Origin of the sequence: Chryseobacterium culicis (assembly GCF_900108365.1) — a bacterium.
GTDB classification, from domain to species: Bacteria; Bacteroidota; Bacteroidia; order Flavobacteriales; family Weeksellaceae; genus Chryseobacterium; species Chryseobacterium culicis.
The window spans coordinates 373574-393257 of the sequence record NZ_FNWQ01000002.1; the positions used below are offsets into that span (position 1 = coordinate 373574).

The 19684-nt window shown below is 37.2% G+C and carries 16 protein-coding genes; 12 read left to right on the top strand and 4 right to left on the bottom strand.

Annotated features, from left to right (window positions below):
• The first annotated feature begins 239 nt into the window (after positions 1-239).
• Both frr and BLW74_RS08010 read left to right on the top strand, forming a co-directional pair.
• A complete protein-coding gene (gene frr, locus BLW74_RS08005; protein ID WP_089691394.1) occupies positions 240-794 on the top strand; it encodes a ribosome recycling factor in 555 nt (184 codons plus the stop codon).
• A 187-nt stretch (positions 795-981) separates the two neighbouring features.
• Complete coding sequence (locus BLW74_RS08010; protein ID WP_089691397.1) at positions 982-2043, top strand: 3-oxoacyl-ACP synthase III family protein; 1062 nt, start codon at positions 982-984, stop codon at positions 2041-2043.
• A gap of 35 nt (positions 2044-2078) precedes the next feature.
• Here BLW74_RS08010 and BLW74_RS08015 read toward each other — a convergent pair whose 3' ends face one another.
• The 4 genes from BLW74_RS08015 to BLW74_RS08030 all read right to left on the bottom strand — a co-directional run bounded on the left by BLW74_RS08015 (position 2079) and on the right by BLW74_RS08030 (position 7866).
• The gene (locus BLW74_RS08015; protein ID WP_089691400.1) at positions 2079-2870 is read right to left on the bottom strand and encodes a hypothetical protein; all 792 of its coding nucleotides are present in this window, start codon (positions 2868-2870) and stop codon (positions 2079-2081) included.
• Between the two features lie 132 nt (positions 2871-3002).
• Positions 3003-4460: an LptF/LptG family permease gene (locus tag BLW74_RS08020; protein ID WP_089691404.1), complete on the bottom strand. Its 1458-nt coding sequence runs from the start codon at positions 4458-4460 to the stop codon at positions 3003-3005.
• 110 nt (positions 4461-4570) lie between these two features.
• Positions 4571-5218, bottom strand: a complete 648-nt coding sequence (locus tag BLW74_RS08025) for an outer membrane lipoprotein periplasmic chaperone LolA1 (protein ID WP_089691407.1) — start codon at positions 5216-5218, stop codon at positions 4571-4573.
• A 62-nt stretch (positions 5219-5280) separates the two neighbouring features.
• The gene (locus BLW74_RS08030; protein ID WP_089691409.1) at positions 5281-7866 is read right to left on the bottom strand and encodes an FtsK/SpoIIIE family DNA translocase; all 2586 of its coding nucleotides are present in this window, start codon (positions 7864-7866) and stop codon (positions 5281-5283) included.
• Between the two features lie 373 nt (positions 7867-8239).
• Here BLW74_RS08030 and BLW74_RS08035 point away from each other — a divergent pair, with 373 nt between their 5' ends.
• The 10 genes from BLW74_RS08035 (at position 8240) to BLW74_RS08090 (ending at position 19683) form a co-directional block, all read left to right on the top strand.
• Positions 8240-8878 carry a cysteine hydrolase family protein gene (locus tag BLW74_RS08035; RefSeq protein WP_089691413.1) on the top strand — a complete coding sequence of 213 codons (639 nt, stop codon included), beginning with the start codon at positions 8240-8242 and terminating at the stop codon, positions 8876-8878.
• Positions 8879-9021: 143 nt separating this feature from the next.
• Complete coding sequence (locus BLW74_RS08040; protein ID WP_089691416.1) at positions 9022-9600, top strand: Crp/Fnr family transcriptional regulator; 579 nt, start codon at positions 9022-9024, stop codon at positions 9598-9600.
• Between the two features lie 270 nt (positions 9601-9870).
• The gene (gene ccsA, locus BLW74_RS08045) at positions 9871-13149 is read left to right on the top strand and encodes a cytochrome c biogenesis protein CcsA (protein WP_089691419.1); all 3279 of its coding nucleotides are present in this window, start codon (positions 9871-9873) and stop codon (positions 13147-13149) included.
• Between the two features lie 383 nt (positions 13150-13532).
• Positions 13533-14399 (top strand): SPFH domain-containing protein, encoded by an 867-nt coding sequence (locus tag BLW74_RS08055; RefSeq protein WP_089691426.1) that lies wholly within the window; start codon positions 13533-13535, stop codon positions 14397-14399.
• 80 nt (positions 14400-14479) lie between these two features.
• Positions 14480-14668, top strand: coding sequence for a type II toxin-antitoxin system antitoxin (locus BLW74_RS08060; protein WP_089691429.1), 189 nt, complete (start codon positions 14480-14482; stop codon positions 14666-14668).
• Positions 14669-15117: 449 nt separating this feature from the next.
• Positions 15118-16668: an L-piperidine-6-carboxylate dehydrogenase gene (amaB, locus tag BLW74_RS08070; protein ID WP_089691432.1), complete on the top strand. Its 1551-nt coding sequence runs from the start codon at positions 15118-15120 to the stop codon at positions 16666-16668.
• Positions 16669-16780: 112 nt separating this feature from the next.
• A complete protein-coding gene (gene lat / locus BLW74_RS08075) occupies positions 16781-18106 on the top strand; it encodes an L-lysine 6-transaminase (RefSeq protein WP_089691435.1) in 1326 nt (441 codons plus the stop codon).
• Between the two features lie 61 nt (positions 18107-18167).
• Complete coding sequence (locus BLW74_RS08080) at positions 18168-18398, top strand: DUF2007 domain-containing protein (RefSeq protein ID WP_089691438.1); 231 nt, start codon at positions 18168-18170, stop codon at positions 18396-18398.
• Between the two features lie 200 nt (positions 18399-18598).
• Positions 18599-19111, top strand: a complete 513-nt coding sequence (locus tag BLW74_RS08085; RefSeq protein ID WP_089691441.1) for a GNAT family N-acetyltransferase — start codon at positions 18599-18601, stop codon at positions 19109-19111.
• A 116-nt stretch (positions 19112-19227) separates the two neighbouring features.
• Positions 19228-19683 (top strand): transcriptional regulator, encoded by a 456-nt coding sequence (locus BLW74_RS08090; RefSeq protein ID WP_089691444.1) that lies wholly within the window; start codon positions 19228-19230, stop codon positions 19681-19683.
• The last annotated feature ends 1 nt before the right edge of the window (position 19684 follow it).

The window sequence follows — 19684 nt, forward strand, 5'->3', positions numbered from 1 at the left end:
TTTGCTTTAAATTGGATTTTAACTGAAAAAACAAGTTTCTTTTTCCAAAGAGAAGATAAGTACACAAAATCCATGTTGGAAATAGCTATTATTTGAAAACAATCATTATTTTTGCACCACTGAATAATAAAAATTAGTTTAAAAGCAGTAAAAACATACTTGATATTAATGATGTTTTTTTATTTAACTGATTTTAAACGTATTAATAGATGTGTAATTTATCAAACTTTAATATAATAATGGAAGAATTAGATCTTATATTAGAATCTGTAAAACAAGACATGGATGCAGCTGTAAAGCACCTGGATCACGCATTTCAAAGAATTAGAGCAGGACGTGCTTCTACGGCAATGGTTCAGGATGTAATGGTAGAATATTATGGAGCAATGACTCCTATCAACCAGGTTGCGAATGTTTCTGTTCCGGATGCAATGACAATCTCTATTCAACCTTGGGACAGAACAGCCATTAATGCGATTGAAAAAGCAATCATTAACTCCAACTTAGGTTTTGCACCTTCTAACAACGGAGAAAACATTATTCTGAATGTTCCGCCTTTAACAGAAGAAAGAAGAAAAGAGCTTGCAAAACAGGCTAAAGTAGAAGCTGAGCAGACTAAAGTAACGGTTAGAAATGCAAGACAAGACGGTTTAAAAGAACTTAAAAAGCTGGAAGGAGTTTCTGAGGATGTTGTAAAAGGAGTGGAAGAAGAAATTCAGACTTATACCGATAAATATGTGAAGCTTTGTGATGAGCACCTTAAAACAAAAGAGGCTGAAATTATGAAAGTATAATTTTCGGTTTGAAAATACAGAAGAGGTTTCCGTTGGGAAACCTCTTTTTTATGGCCTTATTTTTTCATTTTTATAATGCAATGCATCGTTGTTCCATACTATATTGATAGATATTTACGTTCATTCATTATATTATTAAAACTATTCTTGTATTTTTATATATAATACAAAGAAATTAAACATTAAAGTGATGACAAAGATTATCGGGGTAGGTAACTACATCCCATCGGAAACAATAACCAATCTATTTTTTGACCAACATATTTTTCTTAATGAACAAGGGGTATTACTAAAAGAAAATAATGCTTCTATTACAGATAAATTAAAAAAGATCACAGGGATTGAAGAAAGGAGATATGCCCAAAGCACTCAGGTTACTTCGGATCTGGGCGTTATAGCGGCCCGCTCCGCAATAGAAAATGCAGACATAGATCCTGAAACCTTAGACTATATCATATTTGCGCATAATTTTGGAGATGTGCGTTTCGGGACAGTTCAGTCTGATACGGTGCCAAGCCTTGCAGCAAGGGTAAAACATGTATTGGGAATTAAAAATAATTTTTGTGTTGCCTATGACGTTCTGTTTGGGTGCCCTGGCTGGATTGAAGGCGTAATTCAGGCTCATGCATTTATTAAATCCGGGATGGCAAAAAGATGTCTGGTGATTGGTGCAGAAACACTTTCTCGGGTGGTGGATATCCATGACAGAGACAGCATGATCTATGCTGACGGAGCGGGAGCAGCGGTTTTGGAGGTCAATAATGATGATGATTCCGGTATAAAGGCTCATTTGTCAGCTTCTTATACGCTTGAAGAGAAAGACTATCTGTATTTTGGAAAATCTTACAACAACGAAAGCTGTCCGGATACAAGATATATCAAAATGGATGGCAGAAAAATATATGAATTTGCTTTGGTAAATGTTCCGGACGCCATGAAGAGATGCCTGGACAGCAGTGGATATTCTATCAGCCAGTTGAATAAAATAATTATTCATCAGGCTAATGAAAAAATGGATGAAGCCATCGTTAACCGGTTTTATCAGCTGTATGGAATTCCGGTTCCTGAAAATATAATGCCTATGGTGATTCAAAAACTGGGAAACAGCAGTGTGGCTACTATTCCTTCCTTGCTGACCATGATTTTACAGGATGAGCTGGAACATCATAAGATTCAGAAGGGGGATGTTGTCCTTTTCGCTTCAGTGGGAGCAGGAATGAATATTAATGCTTTTGTCTATAAGTTTTAAAAAATAAAAGAGGCTCCATGCTGGAGCCTCTTTCTTTATTTACAATTCTCATTATAATCGTAGATCACTTCATTAATAATGGAAAGCTTATCAACGGTAGCATTGCTGATTTCATCGCGGATAAATTTCCCGAAGCCGGATCTTTTCTTCTCTTCATTTTTCAGTGATCCGTATTCTCCTTTGGTGATTTTCGCTTTTACGTACGGACAGTCCGCAAGGATAATTTTTGCTTTTGCGGGAGTAAGTTCCTCTACTTTTCCTCCTTTTTTAGAAAAAATATAATTCGGGTTTTCTCTTAACCGGTCCGTCTCCGCCTGAGAAATAGCCTGTGTACTATTAGCTGAAAGCGCAGTAGGATAGCCATAGAGCTTATAAACCATTACTTTCCCTTCTGCTACTACCTCTGCAAACTGTTCCGTTCTGGAAAGATTATTGATTGCCTTAAAGCCTGCCGCCAGTCCTGTTGAACTTTCAGAGCTGTTTAAAGCTTCTCTCATATTCGAATATTTTACAGATTTAAAAATCCTTGGAGTATCCCCCTGATACAGCATATATTCTTTAATATCATCTGTGTCATAGGTCTTGAATTTAATTCTGTTCTTTACCTTATCAATATCTGCAATGGCTGCAAACTTTACCTTTAACTGATTTTGCCAGGGACTGGAATATCCTCCGTGCAACTGTACAACACCTTCAATTTTCTTTCCGGACTTATCAATAATATAGCCGTATTTCTCGCCGTTATAGGTTCCGTTTTCATCCTGATCCTGAGCATAAGCATTCAGAGACAGAAGACCGAACAGGCCAATAAGTAGTAATTTCTTCATGGTTTTGTTTTAAACTCCAGCAAATATAAATTTTTAAATCCAAAATATGATAAAACAAAATATTTTACTTGAATCCATCAAAAAAGCTCCGATAATCTTCGGAGCTTTTTGTTTTTTAGGGTAACATCGGAATTATTGGTATCTCTGATGTTCTTTACTTTTTGCAAACCTTTTGGTGATGGGTTTAAATAATGCCTTGTATTTCTCAGCATCAAATAATTGTGAGTCTGTGAGTGCTTTATACGTCATCCATACTCCGAAAGGAAGAAGAATAAGGTTCGGAAGCCAGGCTGCCAGATAAGGGTTCATTTTTCCGCTCCATGAAAGGTTTTCTACCCCTACATTCATTACGTAGAAAACGATGAAAATAACAATAGCGATAATTACCGGAAGACCCATTCCTCCTTTTCTGATAATAGAACCCAAACTTGCTCCAATCAGGAAGAAAATAATACAGGTCACCGAATAGGCTATGATTCTCTGCTGGTAGATTACTACTTTGCTGAAATATTTTACATTGGAGCTGTATTCGTTCTTTTTAGAATCTAAAGTAGATTTCAAATTATCCAATCTGTTGTAGGAATTATAAAGAATTTCAAGTTTTTTATCACCTTTTACAGTATCCAGTTTTATCTGGGTTTTCGGCGCTACTTTATGTTTGTTGCCTTTGTCCATATAGCTGACCACAGAATTGGTCTGGTTAAGGACCTCAGATCCTACGTTATCAAAAAACTGCTTATTATCTTTTTTCGTTTTGCTCACCGTTTCGTTAAGCTGATTATAAGTCTGGAAACGATAATCATCTGTAATCTGTTCTTTTTCGATGGCTTTATTGATGATTTCACTAATATCAAAATGGGAAACCAGCGTATCAAACTTAATAGCCTGATCGGGCTGCTTCACTCTTACATTATCTCCTTTCCCGGCAAAAGCATCTTCGAAGACATATCCGTTATACAGCACAAGTTTCAAAAAGTTCTTATTGACTGCAGGTACAAATTTGCCTTTTTCTGCCACCACAGATTGTTGATTTTCATAAGCATTGGCTTTCTTGTGGACAAAAACACCTTCGATATTCTCTCCGTTTTCTCCGTATATCTTATCAAACTTCACCATATAACCCGGAATCTGATCAATAAACTGACCCGGAGTAAAGTTGATGGCCGGCTTCGTTTGGGCAATGTTGAAAAGCATGTTTTTCGCTTTTTTCTGAAAATCCGGAATAATGTTGTTGGAAAAGAAAAACAGCATGATGGCAAGTGCCGTAGAGATTCCCAGCAGGGGAGTCATTACTCTGGTCAGAGGAATTCCTGCCGCTTTCATTGCTGCAAGTTCATAACGTTCCCCAAATTCCCCGAATGACATAATGCTCGCCAGTAGAATCGTAAGCGGGAGAACCATACTGATGACGTTTACCCCAAGATAAAAAAGAAGTTTGAGGATCTGCCAATAGCTTAATCCTTTTCCCATAAACTGCCCTAACTGAACCCAGATAATGTTTACAATAAAAATGAAAAACAATACGCTGAATATAAAGAAAAACGGTCCAAAGAAGGTTTTTATGATATATCGGTCTAGTATTTTTAACATGCGCCAAAATTAATCAAAAAGCCACAAAGTTTACTTGTGGCTTTTTATATTTTGTTATTTTTTTAACTTTAAAAGTAAATTTGCGGGGTTGCAGATTCACTTTCAGCTTTTTAAAGTTCTGTAACGACGTAGTTTTTAAACTTATTCTTGTCAAAAACAAACATATTAGGATCCAGTTCCTGATTTTCTTTATATTCTTTAATAGCGATGACGGCAACATCTTTGTTGTTTCCGTGCTGCTCCAGTTTTACCATCTGCTTTTTTGCAGAATCTACAAAAAGATACACAAACTGTATTCCGTTTGCCTTTACAGGAGTAAGCTTAATAAAATCTGTATTTACACCATTTACCATTTTTTTACCGTTATACGTTACATTATAATCGTTTCTGTAGGTAGTAAGATAGTTGATAGGAGAGAACATCGTGCTGCTTCCGTTAGGTTTGGCAATGGTAACTTCCATATCATCAGCATTGATGTTATAGATTTTGTTTCCGTCAAAGATCTGTTCTGTATCCATGATCTTTAGTTTATACTTTTCTCCTGCAGCGTAGTAAATACCAGGTTCAGTTTTCGTAACCTTTCCGTTCAGGCCGCTTCCAAAAGAAAATTTGAAGTACGAATTCTTTTTAGAATTATAGTTGGCTGTAATATCATCCAATATCTTTTTAGCTTTGGCATCAATCTTCTGAGCACTTGCCATACCTGCTGCACCTACAATAAAACTTCCTAATATAACTTTTGAAATAATATTTTTCATTTTTTTATTTAATAATCTTTAGACATTTCAATTTTTGAAGGTTAAATCTTGCAATTTTTCCCTTAACTACGCAGATCTTCCAAAAACTGTTCCAAAGAATGAAGATCGCTGATCAGCACCTCTCTTGCTTTAGCTCCGTTGAACCCTCCCACGATACCACTTGCTTCAAGCTGATCCATAATTCTTCCGGCTCTGTTATATCCAAGTTTCAACTGTCTCTGAAGCATTGATGTAGAACCCTGCTGTGTAGAAACAATAATTCTTGCCGCTTCTTCAAATAAAGCATCTTTTTCATTCGGATCGAAAGCGCCTACAGTGCTGGTAGAGTCTTCAGAAACATATTCAGGAAGTAAGAATGCTGACGAATAGCCTTTTTGCTCGCCGATAAACTCTGCCAGTCTTTCCACTTCCGGAGTATCTACAAACGCACACTGAAGTCTTAAGATCTCATTTCCGTTGAAATAAAGCATATCTCCCTTACCGATCAGCTGATCTGCTCCCGGAGAATCCAGGATAGTTCTGGAATCCACGCTGGAGATTACTCTAAAGGCAGCTCTTGCTGGGAAGTTGGCCTTGATCATCCCTGTAATTACGTTTACAGATGGTCTCTGTGTAGCAACTATAAGGTGAATTCCTACTGCTCTTGCTAGCTGGGCTAGTCTGGCGATTGGCAGCTCAACTTCTTTTCCTGCGGTCATGATCAAATCTGCGAACTCGTCTACCACCAATACTATATAAGGTAAGTAACGGTGCCCGTTTTCCGGATTCAATTTTCTTTCGGCAAATTTCTTATTGTATTCTTTTAAATTTTTGCAGAATGCATTTTTAAGAAGATCATATCTCGTATCCATTTCAATACACAGAGAGTTCAGCGTATTAATTACTTTATTGGTATCTGTAATGATCGCCTCTTCTGCATCAGGCAGCTTCGCCAAATAGTGTCTTTCAATTTTTGAGTATAATGAAAGTTCCACTTTTTTGGGATCTACCATTACAAACTTCAGTTCGCTTGGGTGCTTTTTATAGAGTAGGGAAGTAAGGATTGCATTAATCCCTACCGATTTACCCTGTCCTGTGGCACCAGCCATTAGCAGGTGAGGCATTTTTGAAAGGTCAGCCATGAAGATCTCATTAGAAATAGTCTTTCCGAAAACTACCGGAAGGTCCATATCCGTATTCTGGAATTTCTGAGAAGCAATTACAGAACGCATAGAAACCATGGTAGGATTTTTTCTAGGCACTTCAATACCGATAGTTCCTTTCCCCGGCATTGGCGCAATAATCCTGATTCCTAATGCGGAAAGGTTCAGTGCAATATCATCCTGCAGTTTCTTAATCGCTGCTACCCGAATTCCTGCTTCAGGAACAATTTCATATAATGTAACTGTTGGACCAATGGTTGCTTTGATCTCTGCAATTCCTACGTTGAAATTCTTCAGAAGTCCAACAATTTTATTTTTATTTTCTTCTAGTTCTTCTTTGTTGATCGAAATTTCCTCACTGCCATAGTCTTTCAGTAATTCCACAGGCGGCATTTGAAATTTAGCCAGATCAAGCTTGTGATCATACAAACCATGTTTTTCTACCAGTTCCTGTGACTGTTTCTCGGAATCATCGAGAACATCAATAACCGGTGCTACTTCTACATTGAATTTAATGTTTTCCTGAGTTCCTGCCGGTGCAGGAGTTACCGCAGGAGATGGAACAGATGGCCTGATGTCAAAAGCTTCTTCCGGACTGGAAACGGGAACAACAGGCTTGGTATTCAGGTTTAAACTTACCGGTTGGGAAACTTCTCTGGGTTCTGGTTCAAAAGAAGTATGGTTGGGGGTGCTAATGGTTTCAATGTTAGCAGAGACCGGAACTTCAGGAAATCCCTTTGGAACGCTTACCGGTTCTGGTTCTTTTATAGTGCTTACCGGAGTATGGGGAGTGGCTTTAGAAACTTCACTTACAGTAACCCGCGATGGACTTTCTTCTTCCGCTTCCTCTGCTTCTTCTTTCAGTTCTTCGTCTGCTTCAAAATCATCATTAGAATCCGGCATCATAGATTTTACTTTTCCAATGGTATTTTCATTGATCCTGTTCAGTTTTGATTTAATAGAACTTGGACGCAGATTAAACTCAAGAATGAAATATAAAAGAATGCTCGCTGCTAAAACAGTCCACAGACCTACCGCTCCGATAATCGAATTAAGGTAATCCATAATCTGATATCCGTAAACACCTCCTAAAACACCCTGTCCTTTCGTAAGTGCTCCCATAAAAATAGGAAGCCAGCAGATAAAAAACAAAGAGTGGCCAATGGTTTTCCAGGGTTTGAAGATTTTCTTCTTAAGAATAAGCGTACCCACTACCAGAAATAAAAATGCAATGATGAAGGAGGCAATACCAATACTTTCGAAAATAAAAATATTTCCCAGCCAATCGCCTACCTTACCAAAGATATTTGAAGATTTTATAGTCTTGTCAAGCATGGTTCCCGCCTGGCTCTGGTCTGCTTTCCAGTTCATTAAATAAGAAATGAAAGAGAGCGCAAGAACAGCCGAGAAAAGGATAAGTGTAAGCCCGAAAAATATACGTGGCTTAGATAAAATTCTGCCTTTTTCAGGCATTTCAGTCTGTTTTTTTTGTGTCTTTTTGTCCATAATATCAATGTCACAAATTTAATGTTTTTTCAACACTAAAAGAATCTTTTTTCTCCAAAAAATGTTTTGGAAATCCCGCTTTTTACAACGATTATTTAAAATTTGATTACAAAATATTTTCAGCAGTTGAAAAATAAAATAACGTGTCTCTTTTGTGTATCCAAATCTGATACCGTTAAAGGATCTTATCCCGATTACTGTGTATAATTCCCGAAAAAAGATAATGAAAATTTTTTATTCAAATCGATATAAATGAAAAAAATAATACTATTTAAAAATGGATTGATATTATAATGTACTGAAAGTGTTTTTTGAACTAGTTCAAAGGTCAGAAATTAAACCCTCTGTAATTTTGTCCTGTAAAATCTTACCTATGAAAAATACTTTTAAAACAATTCTGACCTCAGGTCTGATCTTTATTTCACTGATTACAATGAACGCACAACAAAAACAAAAAATGGAAAACACGGCATTATTAATTATCGACGTACAGAATGATTATTTTCCTGGAGGGAAAATGATATTGGATAAGGCTGAGCAGGCTGGAAAAAATGCAGCAAAAATCTTAGACTATTTCAGGAGAAATAATCTTCCTGTCATTCATATTCAGCATATCTCTACAAGTGAAGGTGCTTCTTTTTTTCTTCCGGATACCGATGGAGTTAAAATCAACCGTTTGGTTTCACCGCTGGAGAATGAGAAAATAATTACGAAACACTTTCCCAACAGCTTCCGGGAAACTGAGCTTTTGCGCTATCTTCAGTCAAAGAAAATCAAAAATCTTGTGATTACAGGAATGATGACCGATGTCTGTGTAGAAGCAACAACAAGGGCGGCTTTCGATTTTGGATTTGCAAATACAGTCATCGGAGATGCTACAGCAACCAGAAACCGTGAATTGAATGGGGAAGTGGTAAAGGCAGCAGAGGTTCAAAAGTCTTTTCTCGCAGGAATCTCTGCTCTTGGGAATCTATACGCCACCGTTATAAATACCGATGCATTTGTAAAGTAAGGCTATTTGCATATAGAAAAAAGTAAGCATTTTTTTGATGGACTATTGGGAATACCATCGTTTCAATGCTTAAATACAACTGTAATTTAATTTCGTAAAGGTGTCAGTAATTTTTGATACCTTTATTTTGCTTACATAAAAAAATGTCCGATTTACTTTTCAGAAATATCAGTCAATACATCAGCCTTTCGGAAGAAGATCTCAAAAGGTTTATAAAACCATTTGAGTACAGGAAGTTTACAAAGAAAGACGTTGTTCTCAAAGAAGGAGATTACTGCTTTTTTGAAGGATTCGTTCTGAGCGGCTGTTTCAAAATCTATTACCTGAACGAAAAGGGTTTTGAGCAAACTTTATATTTTGCCGTAGAAGGCTGGTGGATTACAGATTTAGACAGTCTTATCAATAATGTTCCGAGCATTCTGAATATTGAAGCTCTTGAAGATAGTGAAGTACTGATGATTACTAAAAAAGACAAAGAAAATCTGTACGAATCAATGCCTCAGATAGAAAAGCTTTTCAGGATAATGAATCAGAAATCTTCGGTAGCACTGCAAAGAAGAATCCTTTCTTTAACGGGTAAAACAGCAGATAAACGATATCTTGAATTTCTGGAAAAGTATCCGGGACTGGAACAGAGAATTACCCAACAGCAGGTGTCTTCTTATTTGGGAATTACGCATGAATTTTTAAGTAAAATCAGGAAAAAACTTTTGATTGGATAAACGGATTGAATTCTGTGTTTTTATTTTTATCTATAAACCGTTGCTATAGAGAACTTTATCCCGTTTCTAAATAGAACTGTTCAATCACTGGAATAGTTTTTATAAATCCAAATTTTTTCTGGATTTGAAATTGAATTTTTCCTAATGTTTCCGGGCTTATTAAGAATGTTTCAAAATAAGCAAAACCGAAGCCAAAGTGACAAAAAACAGCTTTTTTTAAGCTCTTTGTGGTTTATCATGCTTATTTTTGCATGTCAAGTACAATAAATCATGAAGAAGCTCCAAGATATTCTTATCTCAACCAGGACAATGGCTGTATTGTTGCTGGTGTACGCATTCGCGATGGCTTATGCAACGTTCTTAGAAAACGACTACGGAACTCCTACAGCAAAAGCGTTAATTTATGAGGCCAAATGGTTCGAACTGATCATGGTCCTGCTTATTCTTAACTTTATAGGAAATATCGGAAGATACAGACTATGGAAAAAAGATAAGTGGCCGGTTCTTGTTTTTCACCTTGCCTTCGTTTTTATTTTTATCGGTGGTGCTATTACAAGATACATCAGTTTCGAGGGAACAATGCACATTAGAGAAGGTGAAACTTCAAACGAAATCGTAACCGATAAAAATTTCTTTAAAATTCAGGTTGAAGAAAAAGGAGATGTTCTGAATTATCAGGATGTTCCTTATCTGATGTCTCCACTGCACAAAGATTTCAAGGCCACTTATGACTTCCATGGGAAAGAAGTGAAAGTGTTTGCTAAGGAATACATTCAAAGAAAAAAAGACAGCCTTGTAGCTGAGCCAAACGGAGCAGAGTATCTTCATCTGGTCTCTACCGGAAATACCGGAAGACAGAATATTTACATCAAACCAGGGGAAACAAAATCAATCAACGGAACTTTGGTAACATTCAACAGAGCCATTGAGGGCGCCGTTGAATTCAAAAATGAGGGCGGAAAATTATTCATCAAAACTCCTGTAGATGCCAACTATATGACAATGGCGACTCAGGCAACAGGAACTACCGTGAAAGATGAATTCCAGCCTTTGGCATTAAGAAGTTTATATACCATCAACGAACTTAAGCTTGTCGTTCCGGAAGGTCTTAAAAAAGGAAGACTGATTGCCATTGAAGGTGACAGAAAGAAAGATGCCAATGTTCCGGATATGCTGCAGATTGAGCTTCAGGGGCCAAAAACAAAACAGATTGTAGATCTTTCTGTTGAAAAAGGAAATCCAAACGCTTATAAGCAGGTTACGATGGATGGTTTAAACATCATGGTAGGATTCGGCCCTAAAGTATACAATACACCTTTCGCCTTGAAGCTGGATGACTTCGTAATGGAAACATATCCTGGAAGTTCGTCGCCAAGTGCTTACGAAAGCCATGTAAAAATTATTGATGAAGGTAAAGAAACTCCGTATAAAATCTATATGAACCACGTTCTTAATCATAAAGGATACCGTTTCTTCCAGTCAAGCTTTGATCCGGACAGAATGGGAACTGTTCTTTCGGTAAACCACGATTACTGGGGAACTCTCATTTCTTATATCGGATACGGACTTTTATTTTTAGGAATGTTTGTGATTTTCTTCTGGAAAGGAACTCACTTCTGGAAATTGAATAAAATGCTGACTGATGTCAATAAAAAGAAAACAAAAGGTGCCGCTGCAGCATTGCTTTTATTAGTAAGCTTAGGCTTAAATGCTCAGAAAATAGAGACTCACGGAACAACGGACGGAAGCAGAGAGCACATTCATGTGGAAGGAGATAATCATTCTCATGCGCCGGCTCCATCCGCCCAACCGCTTGATGGTGCTGCTCCAAAGCAAAACTCACTGGCAACTCCAATGGGAAAAATGAGATCTATCTCTCCTGATGAAATTATCGCCAGAAACAAAATCAGCAAAGAACATGCGGATAAATTCGGATATTTATTGGTGCAGAATTTTGAAGGAAGAATTGTTCCTATCAATACAGAAGCATTAGATGTTTTAAGAAAATTATACAAAAAAGACGAATTCAAAGGAACAGACGGAAAATCTCTTACTGCCAACCAATGGTTCCTTTCTATCAATACAGACACTCCGAGCTGGACAATGGTTCCAATGATTAAAGTAGGAACTAAGGGAGGAGACGAACTGAAAAACAAAACCAAGGCAGATGAAGATGGCTACACTTCACTGATGAACCTTTTCCCTGCGGATGCAAACGGTAATCTTACGTATATTCTGGAGCACGACTACAATACGGCATTCCGTAAAAAACCGGCTGAACAAACGAACTATGACAAGGAAGTAATTGCTGTTAATGAAAGGGTTCAGATTTTCAATGAGTTCTTCAGCGGCCAGTTTATGAGAATTGTTCCTGTAAAAAATGACGCTAATCACACATGGCATTCATGGTTAGACATGAAATTTGAGCCGGATATGGAGTCTCAGCAGGTTATGGGACCTTACTTCGCGGAGGCTCTTACAGCACAGAAAACAGGAGACTGGAACAAAGCAGATGCTGAACTGGCAAAACTTTCAGAATATCAGCAAAAATGGGGGAAAGCTGTAGTTCCTGCGAAATCTAAAGTTGATCTTGAAGTCTTTATGAATAAAGTAGATATTAACTTCAAATTGTTAATCTTCTACACAATTATCGGCGGCCTTCTACTTATTTTAGGATTCGTTGAATTATTTAAATCAAATAAAGTATTAAACAAAGTAATTAAAGCAATCATTGCCATTGGTTTAATTGGATATCTGTGCCACTTCCTAGGACTTGTAGCAAGATGGTATATTTCAGGCCATGCTCCCTGGAGTAACGGTTATGAAGCAATTATCTTTATCTCGTGGGTAGGTATTACGGCCGGTTTAATCCTGTATAGAAATGCTAATGCATTAATTCCGGCAGCCGGATTTATGGTGGCGGTTATTATGATGGGATTTGCCCACGGAGGCTCAGCGCTTGATCCACAGATCACGCCTCTGGTTCCTGTATTGAAGTCTTACTGGTTAATTGTTCACGTTGCTATTATTACTTCCAGTTACGGATTCTTTGCACTATCCATGATTATTGCAGTAATCTCATTGGTATTCTATATTATTTCCAATAAAGAAACCTATAAAATTCACCATGATACGACACTGAAGGAATTGGTAATCGTTTCTGAAATGTCATTAACAATCGGATTGTTTGCATTAACAGTAGGAAACTTCTTAGGAGGAATCTGGGCAAACGAATCATGGGGTAGATACTGGAGCTGGGACCCTAAAGAAACATGGGCTTTCATTTCCATCATGGTATATGCATTTGTATTGCACATGAGATTAGTACCGGGATTAAGAAGCAGATGGGCTTTCCACGTAGCAACCATGTTTGCATTCTGTTCAATGGTGATGACGTATTTCGGAGTAAATTATTACTTAAGCGGACTTCACTCATATGCCGCGGGAGATCCGGTGCCGGTACCAGCCTGGGTATACATAGGAATCTCAACAATGATTATTTTATCAGCTGTTTCTTATATCAAGTTTAAAGCTTTAACCAAGAAATAAAATTCTGAAACTATAAATTAAAATCCCGGAATTCACTTTCCGGGATTTTTTTGTCCATATAATTTCTGATGCTTTGTAAAGTATAATGTAGCTGGTGTTTTTCTAAACGCTCAATTTTGGGGTTGAGCTATCGTCTGAAAAGTCTTCTTATTCAGCAAAAAAAAGAATTGCTCGTCGCTAAATAAAGTGGCTTTGCGGACAAAAATATAATGTATCTTAATATACAACCTCGCGAACTTTGTGTCAGGTAAAATACCCGGAATCCCGAAACTCCTGACCGGGAAATCCGTTCTTCTGTTAAAAAAGTAAAATTTACCATCCATAATTCAAAATTGATTAGTATCTTTATGATATCAAAATAATATCAAATTAAAAATTCAATCATGGAAAAAACATTAAAACCCATGTCGGGCTATCTTACCCTTGTCATCTGTCTTGCTTTGTTTGTTGCAGCAGTGTATTTCTTTGTTAGCGGCGTAGATCAGAGCATTGCTTATGTGGTTATCGCTATGCTGTGCTTTCTTCTTTCATGCTTTTTCTTAAAAGGACTGATGATTATTCAGCCAAACCATTCAAGAGTATTGAACTTTTTTGGAAAATATGTAGGCAGTGTAAAAGAGAACGGATTATTCTTCATCAATCCTTTGTACTCTTCACAGAAAATATCTTTACGTTCAGAGAATTTGCAGGGCCAGACTTTGAAAGTAAATGATAAGATGGGTAATCCTATTGAAATTGCAGTAGTCATTGTATGGAAGGTAGGAGATACTTATAAGGCAGCTTTTGATGTAGAGCGTTATTCAGACTTTGTAAAAATGCAGAGTGAAGCAGCGGTAAGACATCTGGCGATGAGCTTTCCTTATGATAATCTGGAAGACGATCATGCTCCGATTACATTGAGAGAAGGAGGCGATAAAATCAATTCTATTTTGGAACAGGAACTTACAGACCGTCTTTCAAAAGCGGGAATTGTGATTCAGGAAGCCAGAATTTCGCACCTGGCCTATGCGTCAGAAATTGCAGGGGCAATGCTTCAGAGACAGCAGGCAACAGCTATTGTTGCTGCAAGAACCAAGATCGTGGAAGGAGCTGTAGGAATGGTAGACCTTGCGCTTAAAAAGCTTTCAGAAGACAATATCGTTGAGCTTGATGATGAAAGAAAAGCAGCAATGGTAAGCAATTTAATGGTAGTTCTTTGCGGTGAAAAAGCAGCAACGCCAGTATTAAATGCAGGAACACTTTACAATTAAGAAGTGGAAAATTAAACGTTACATTTTAGTGTAGACTTTCACACTGAAATAGTCAGAAATAATGTAAGAGAATTTAGAAAATGAAATCAGAAAAAGCTCAGAACTCTTCGGAAAGCAAAGGCAAAAAATCTTTTGTGATAAGAATAGACGAGTCTACTTATAAACTCCTTGAAAAGTGGGCGAATGATGAATTCAGAAGTGTGAACGGCCAGATCGAGTATCTGCTGCATCAGAGCCTGGTGGAGTCAGGAAGAAAAAAGAAGGAATAATATCGGGAGATCAGATTGTAAGAGATAATGGTGCTTTTGAGGAAATTTATTCACAATAAGTCCTTATCTGTTTTGAATTTTACTTTGCAAAAAATGCAAAAAAATCCCGGATTTTAAACACTTCAATACATAAATAAGAAAGCAGAGAAAATTTCTCTGCTTTTTTATTGTATACAACTCTGGAGACTATCTGCTCCAACGTAGAATATGACGAGCCAAATCAAGCCTTTAATGGTAAAGAAAGCTAATCCTGCCCATCCCACACGCTTGAACCACTTTTTAAGCTTCGAGTTATTTTCTTGTGAATTTTCCATTGGTGATTGTCAAAATGATTACCCTGCAAAGATAAGCATGTTTATAATTAGTCCAAATAAAAAGCCTGTTAAAAATTAAAGTTTTGAGGTTCACATAATATTTTTATCTTTAGAGAGAACGAAAAGTAAGATTTTATGTCAAAAAAAGTAAAGGATTTCGGAATTGAAAAAACACTTAGAAATCTTGGTATCAAAGAAGAGAACAAAGGGACTTCAGTGGGCGGAAAATATTTCGCTTCAGGAAAGGTGATAGAAAGCATTTCTCCTGTAGACGGAAAATTGATCGCCAAAGTAAAAACTTCCGGAGAAAGTGATTATGACAAAGTAATTGAAACTGCTCAGAAAGCATTTCAGGAATTCAGGCTGATTCCGGCTCCCAAAAGAGGAGAGATCGTAAGACAGCTGGGCTTAAAATTAAGAGAATATAAGGATGACCTTGGTAAACTTGTTTCTTACGAAATGGGTAAATCATTACAGGAAGGACTGGGTGAAGTTCAGGAGATGATCGATATCTGTGACTTTGCAGTAGGACTTTCGAGACAGCTGCAGGGTTACACCATGCATTCTGAAAGACCAGGACACAGAATGTATGAGCAATATCATCCGCTGGGAGTAGTAGGAGTGATTACTGCATTCAATTTCCCGGTAGCAGTATGGTCATGGAATACAGCACTGGCCTGGATCTGTGGTAACGTTACCATCTGGAAACCCTCTGAAAAAACACCGCTTTGTGCTATTGCATGCCAGAATATCATGATGGAAGTGATAAAAGAAAATAATCTTCCTGAAGGAATTTCAAGTGTATTGGTATCAGACCACGAAATAGGGCAGAAACTGGTAGATGATAAAAGAGTAGCCCTTGTATCTTTCACAGGATCTACAAGAGTGGGAAGAATGGTTTCTTCTAAAGTTGCAGAAAGATTCGGAAAATCAATCCTTGAACTAGGCGGAAACAATGCTATCATTATTACAAAAGAAGCTGATATTGACATGTCGATCATCGGAGCTGTTTTTGGGGCTGTAGGAACGGCAGGTCAGAGATGTACTTCAACAAGAAGACTGATCATCCACGAAAGCGTATATGATGAAGTAAAAAACAGACTGGTAAAAGCTTACGGTCAGTTGAAAATCGGAAATCCGTTAGATGAGAAAAACCATGTGGGGCCTCTTATTGATACCGATGCAGTAAACCAATACGAAGAAGCTATCAAGAAATGCAAAAAAGAAGGTGGAAAATTTGTTGTTGAAGGTGGAGTTTTAACCGGAAAAGATTACGAATCCGGATGCTATGTTAAACCTTGTGTCGCTGAAGTAAAAAACTCTTACGAGATCGTTCAGCATGAAACTTTTGCACCGATCCTTTATCTGATCAAATACAAAACGTTAGAAGAAGCGATCGCAATTCAGAATGATGTTCCTCAGGGATTATCTTCTGCAATCATGACCCAGAACTTAAGAGAGGCTGAATTATTCCTGTCTCATGCGGGTTCCGATTGTGGTATTGCCAACGTTAATATAGGGACTTCAGGAGCAGAAATTGGAGGAGCTTTCGGAGGTGAAAAAGAAACCGGAGGGGGAAGAGAATCAGGATCTGACGCCTGGAAGTACTACATGAGAAGGCAAACCAATACCATCAATTACACCGCACAACTTCCTTTAGCACAAGGAATTAAATTTGATTTATAAAAGCTTTACCATAAGCACTCAAAAAACATAAAACTTAATAACCTGAAGGGTTAAATGCTTCGTCACAGGAGCATTTAACCGCTCACTTATTAAATCACACTACAAATTTATTATGGAACAAACATTAGACATAAAGGCAAATAAAGTAAAAGAAACAGTAGGAAGACACGTTCTTGCAGATGGTTTTGATTTTGTGATGGACATTGAAAAATCACACGGATCATGGCTTTATGATAAACTGACCAACAGAGAATACCTGGATATGTTCTCCATGTTCGCATCAGCATCCATCGGATACAATCACCCTTATCTTGTTGAAAGATCAGAATGGCTGGGAAGAATGGCTGTGAACAAACCTACTTTGGCAGACGTTTACTCGGAAGAATATGCTCATTTCCTGGAAGTATTCGAAAGAGTAGTGATTCCTGAAGAATTACAGTATGCTTTCTTTATTGAGGGCGGGACTCTGGGAGTAGAAAATGCGATGAAGGCATGCTTTGACTGGAAAACCCGTAAAAATTTTGCTAAAGGACTGGATACGGAAGCAGGAATCTGCATCCACTTCAAACAGGCTTTCCACGGAAGAAGCGGTTATACTTTAAGCTTAACCAATACTTCTGATCCCAGAAAGTATCAATATTTCCCAATGTTCAACTGGCCGAGAATTTTGAATCCCAAATTGAAGTTCCCGATCACTGAAGAAAACCTGGAAGAAACCATTAAAAACGAAAACCTTGCTTTGCTTCAGATTGAAGAGGCTATTCTGATGAATCCTAATAAAGTGGCCTGCATCATCATAGAACCTATTCAGGCAGAAGGAGGTGACAATCATTTCAGAGACGAATTCCTTTTAGGATTGAGACGAATCTGTGATGACAACGAAATCTTACTTATTTTTGATGAAGTTCAGACAGGGATCGCCATTACAGGAAAAATGTGGGCATTCCAGCACTTTACAGCAAAACCGGATATTATTTCTTTCGGGAAAAAAGCACAGGTATGCGGTGTTTTAGCCAATAAAGAAAAGTTTGATGAAATTCCGAACAATGTATTCAGAGAGAGTTCAAGAATCAATTCTACATTCGGAGGCAACTTTATAGATATGCTTCGTTTTCAGCTGGTGATGGAAGTTATTGAAAAAGAAAATCTTGTGGAAAACGCAAGAGTGGTAGGAGATTTCTTACTTGAAAATTTGAAAGTTCTGGCAGAAAAATATCCTGAAAAAATTTCAAATGCGAGAGGAAGAGGTTTGATGTGTGCCGTTGACCTTCCGTCCGCAGAGCAAAGAAATGCCCTGATGAACGAGCTGTATAAGGATGGACTCATTATTCTTCCTTGCGGAGATCAGTCTCTCCGTTTCAGACCTCACCTGAATGTCACTAAAGAAGAGATTCAGCTCGCTTTGAATAAAATTGAAAACAATATTAATAAAATTTAAAACTCAGGATTTGTAATTTTAAAAAAAACATTGTATATTTAGATACTCAAACAGTTAGAATATGGAAAGAAGTACGAGAGTATCAGTTTATGTAAGTGATAACCCTTCAGAAATTCAGTTGGTTAAGTCTAAATTGGATGACGCTCAAATTACAAATACCGTTGAAAATAACTATCTTACGTTTACTACAACGCCCACAGCAACTTCGCTGAAGCTCATGGTAGATCTGGAAGATGAAAAAAAAGCATTTGATATTATTGATGCTTACCTTCAACAAAGTGAAAATCAATAAACAATTTCATAATTTTAAATTTTACTACTTCGAACCGAAAATTAATCTCAATTAATTTTCGGTTTTTTAATTAATTAATAACGATTTAAGATTAGAAAATTATGGCATTAAAAGAGTATTTAAAATCAAATTATACAGTATTTGGTTGCCAATCAAATCCCTTTTAATTCTTAAATTTTTTAATCAAAAAATGAAAAGCAATGAATCCAGAGATTAAATTAAGACAGGCAGAAATTGAAGACAAAAATATCATTTGGGAAATTATTCAGCAATCCATAGAAAGAAGAAGACAGGACGGAAGTACCCAATGGCAAAACGGATACCCTAATCTCGGGACTGTAGAAAGTGATATCGCCAAAGGATTTGGCCATGTTCTGACCGTAGACGGAGATATTGCGGTGTATGCAGCGCTTATCCTGAATGACGAACCGGCTTACAGCACCATAGAAGGCGCATGGCTGAGTGATGGTGAATTTGTAGTGGTTCACAGAGTAGCTGTAGACGAAAAATTTGCCGGGCAGGGAATGGTGAAAAAACTATTTGATCACATTGAAGAATTTACTAAATCTCATGGTATTCAGAGTATTAAAGTAGACACCAACCATGATAATATGGCCATGCTGAAAATTCTTGAAGGCAGAGGCTACTCCTATTGTGGAGAGGTGCTGTTGAGAGATGGAATGAGAAAAGCATTTGAGAAGATTATAATTTAGGCAAAAAGTTAAATCCTCTTTCATTGAATTTTTAAAACACCCTTTATTTATAAACTCTATCAGGTTTGTTCGTTTGGTTCTGAACTAATTTTTACATTTGTTCAAATTTTTATATTATGCATAAAAGTATAGAAATTGATGAAAAGATTTTTCAGGATGCCGTAAAATTCTACGGCACCGTGTTCAGTTTACCCCCTTTAGCATCTAAAATCTATTCCTACCTTCTTTTCGACTATGAGAAAGTAGGAATTACTTTTGATGAGTTTGTGGATGTGCTCTCTGCCAGCAAAAGCTCTGTTTCTACAAGCATTTCTCTCCTGTTAAATGCCGAGCTTATTGTGGACCACAATAAAATGGATGAGCGGAAACGCTATTTTTTCATCAATGATGAATACAAGAAAATACGATTCGAAAAAATTGTCCAAAAGATGCAGGACGAATTAAAACTATTAGATGATTTAAACAATTTTAAAAAAAGTAAAGACGATGGTTACAATGAAAGAATAGAAGTTTACAAAGCACTCTTAAATAAAAACATAGAAAATATTCAGGAATCTCTTAATAAACTATAAA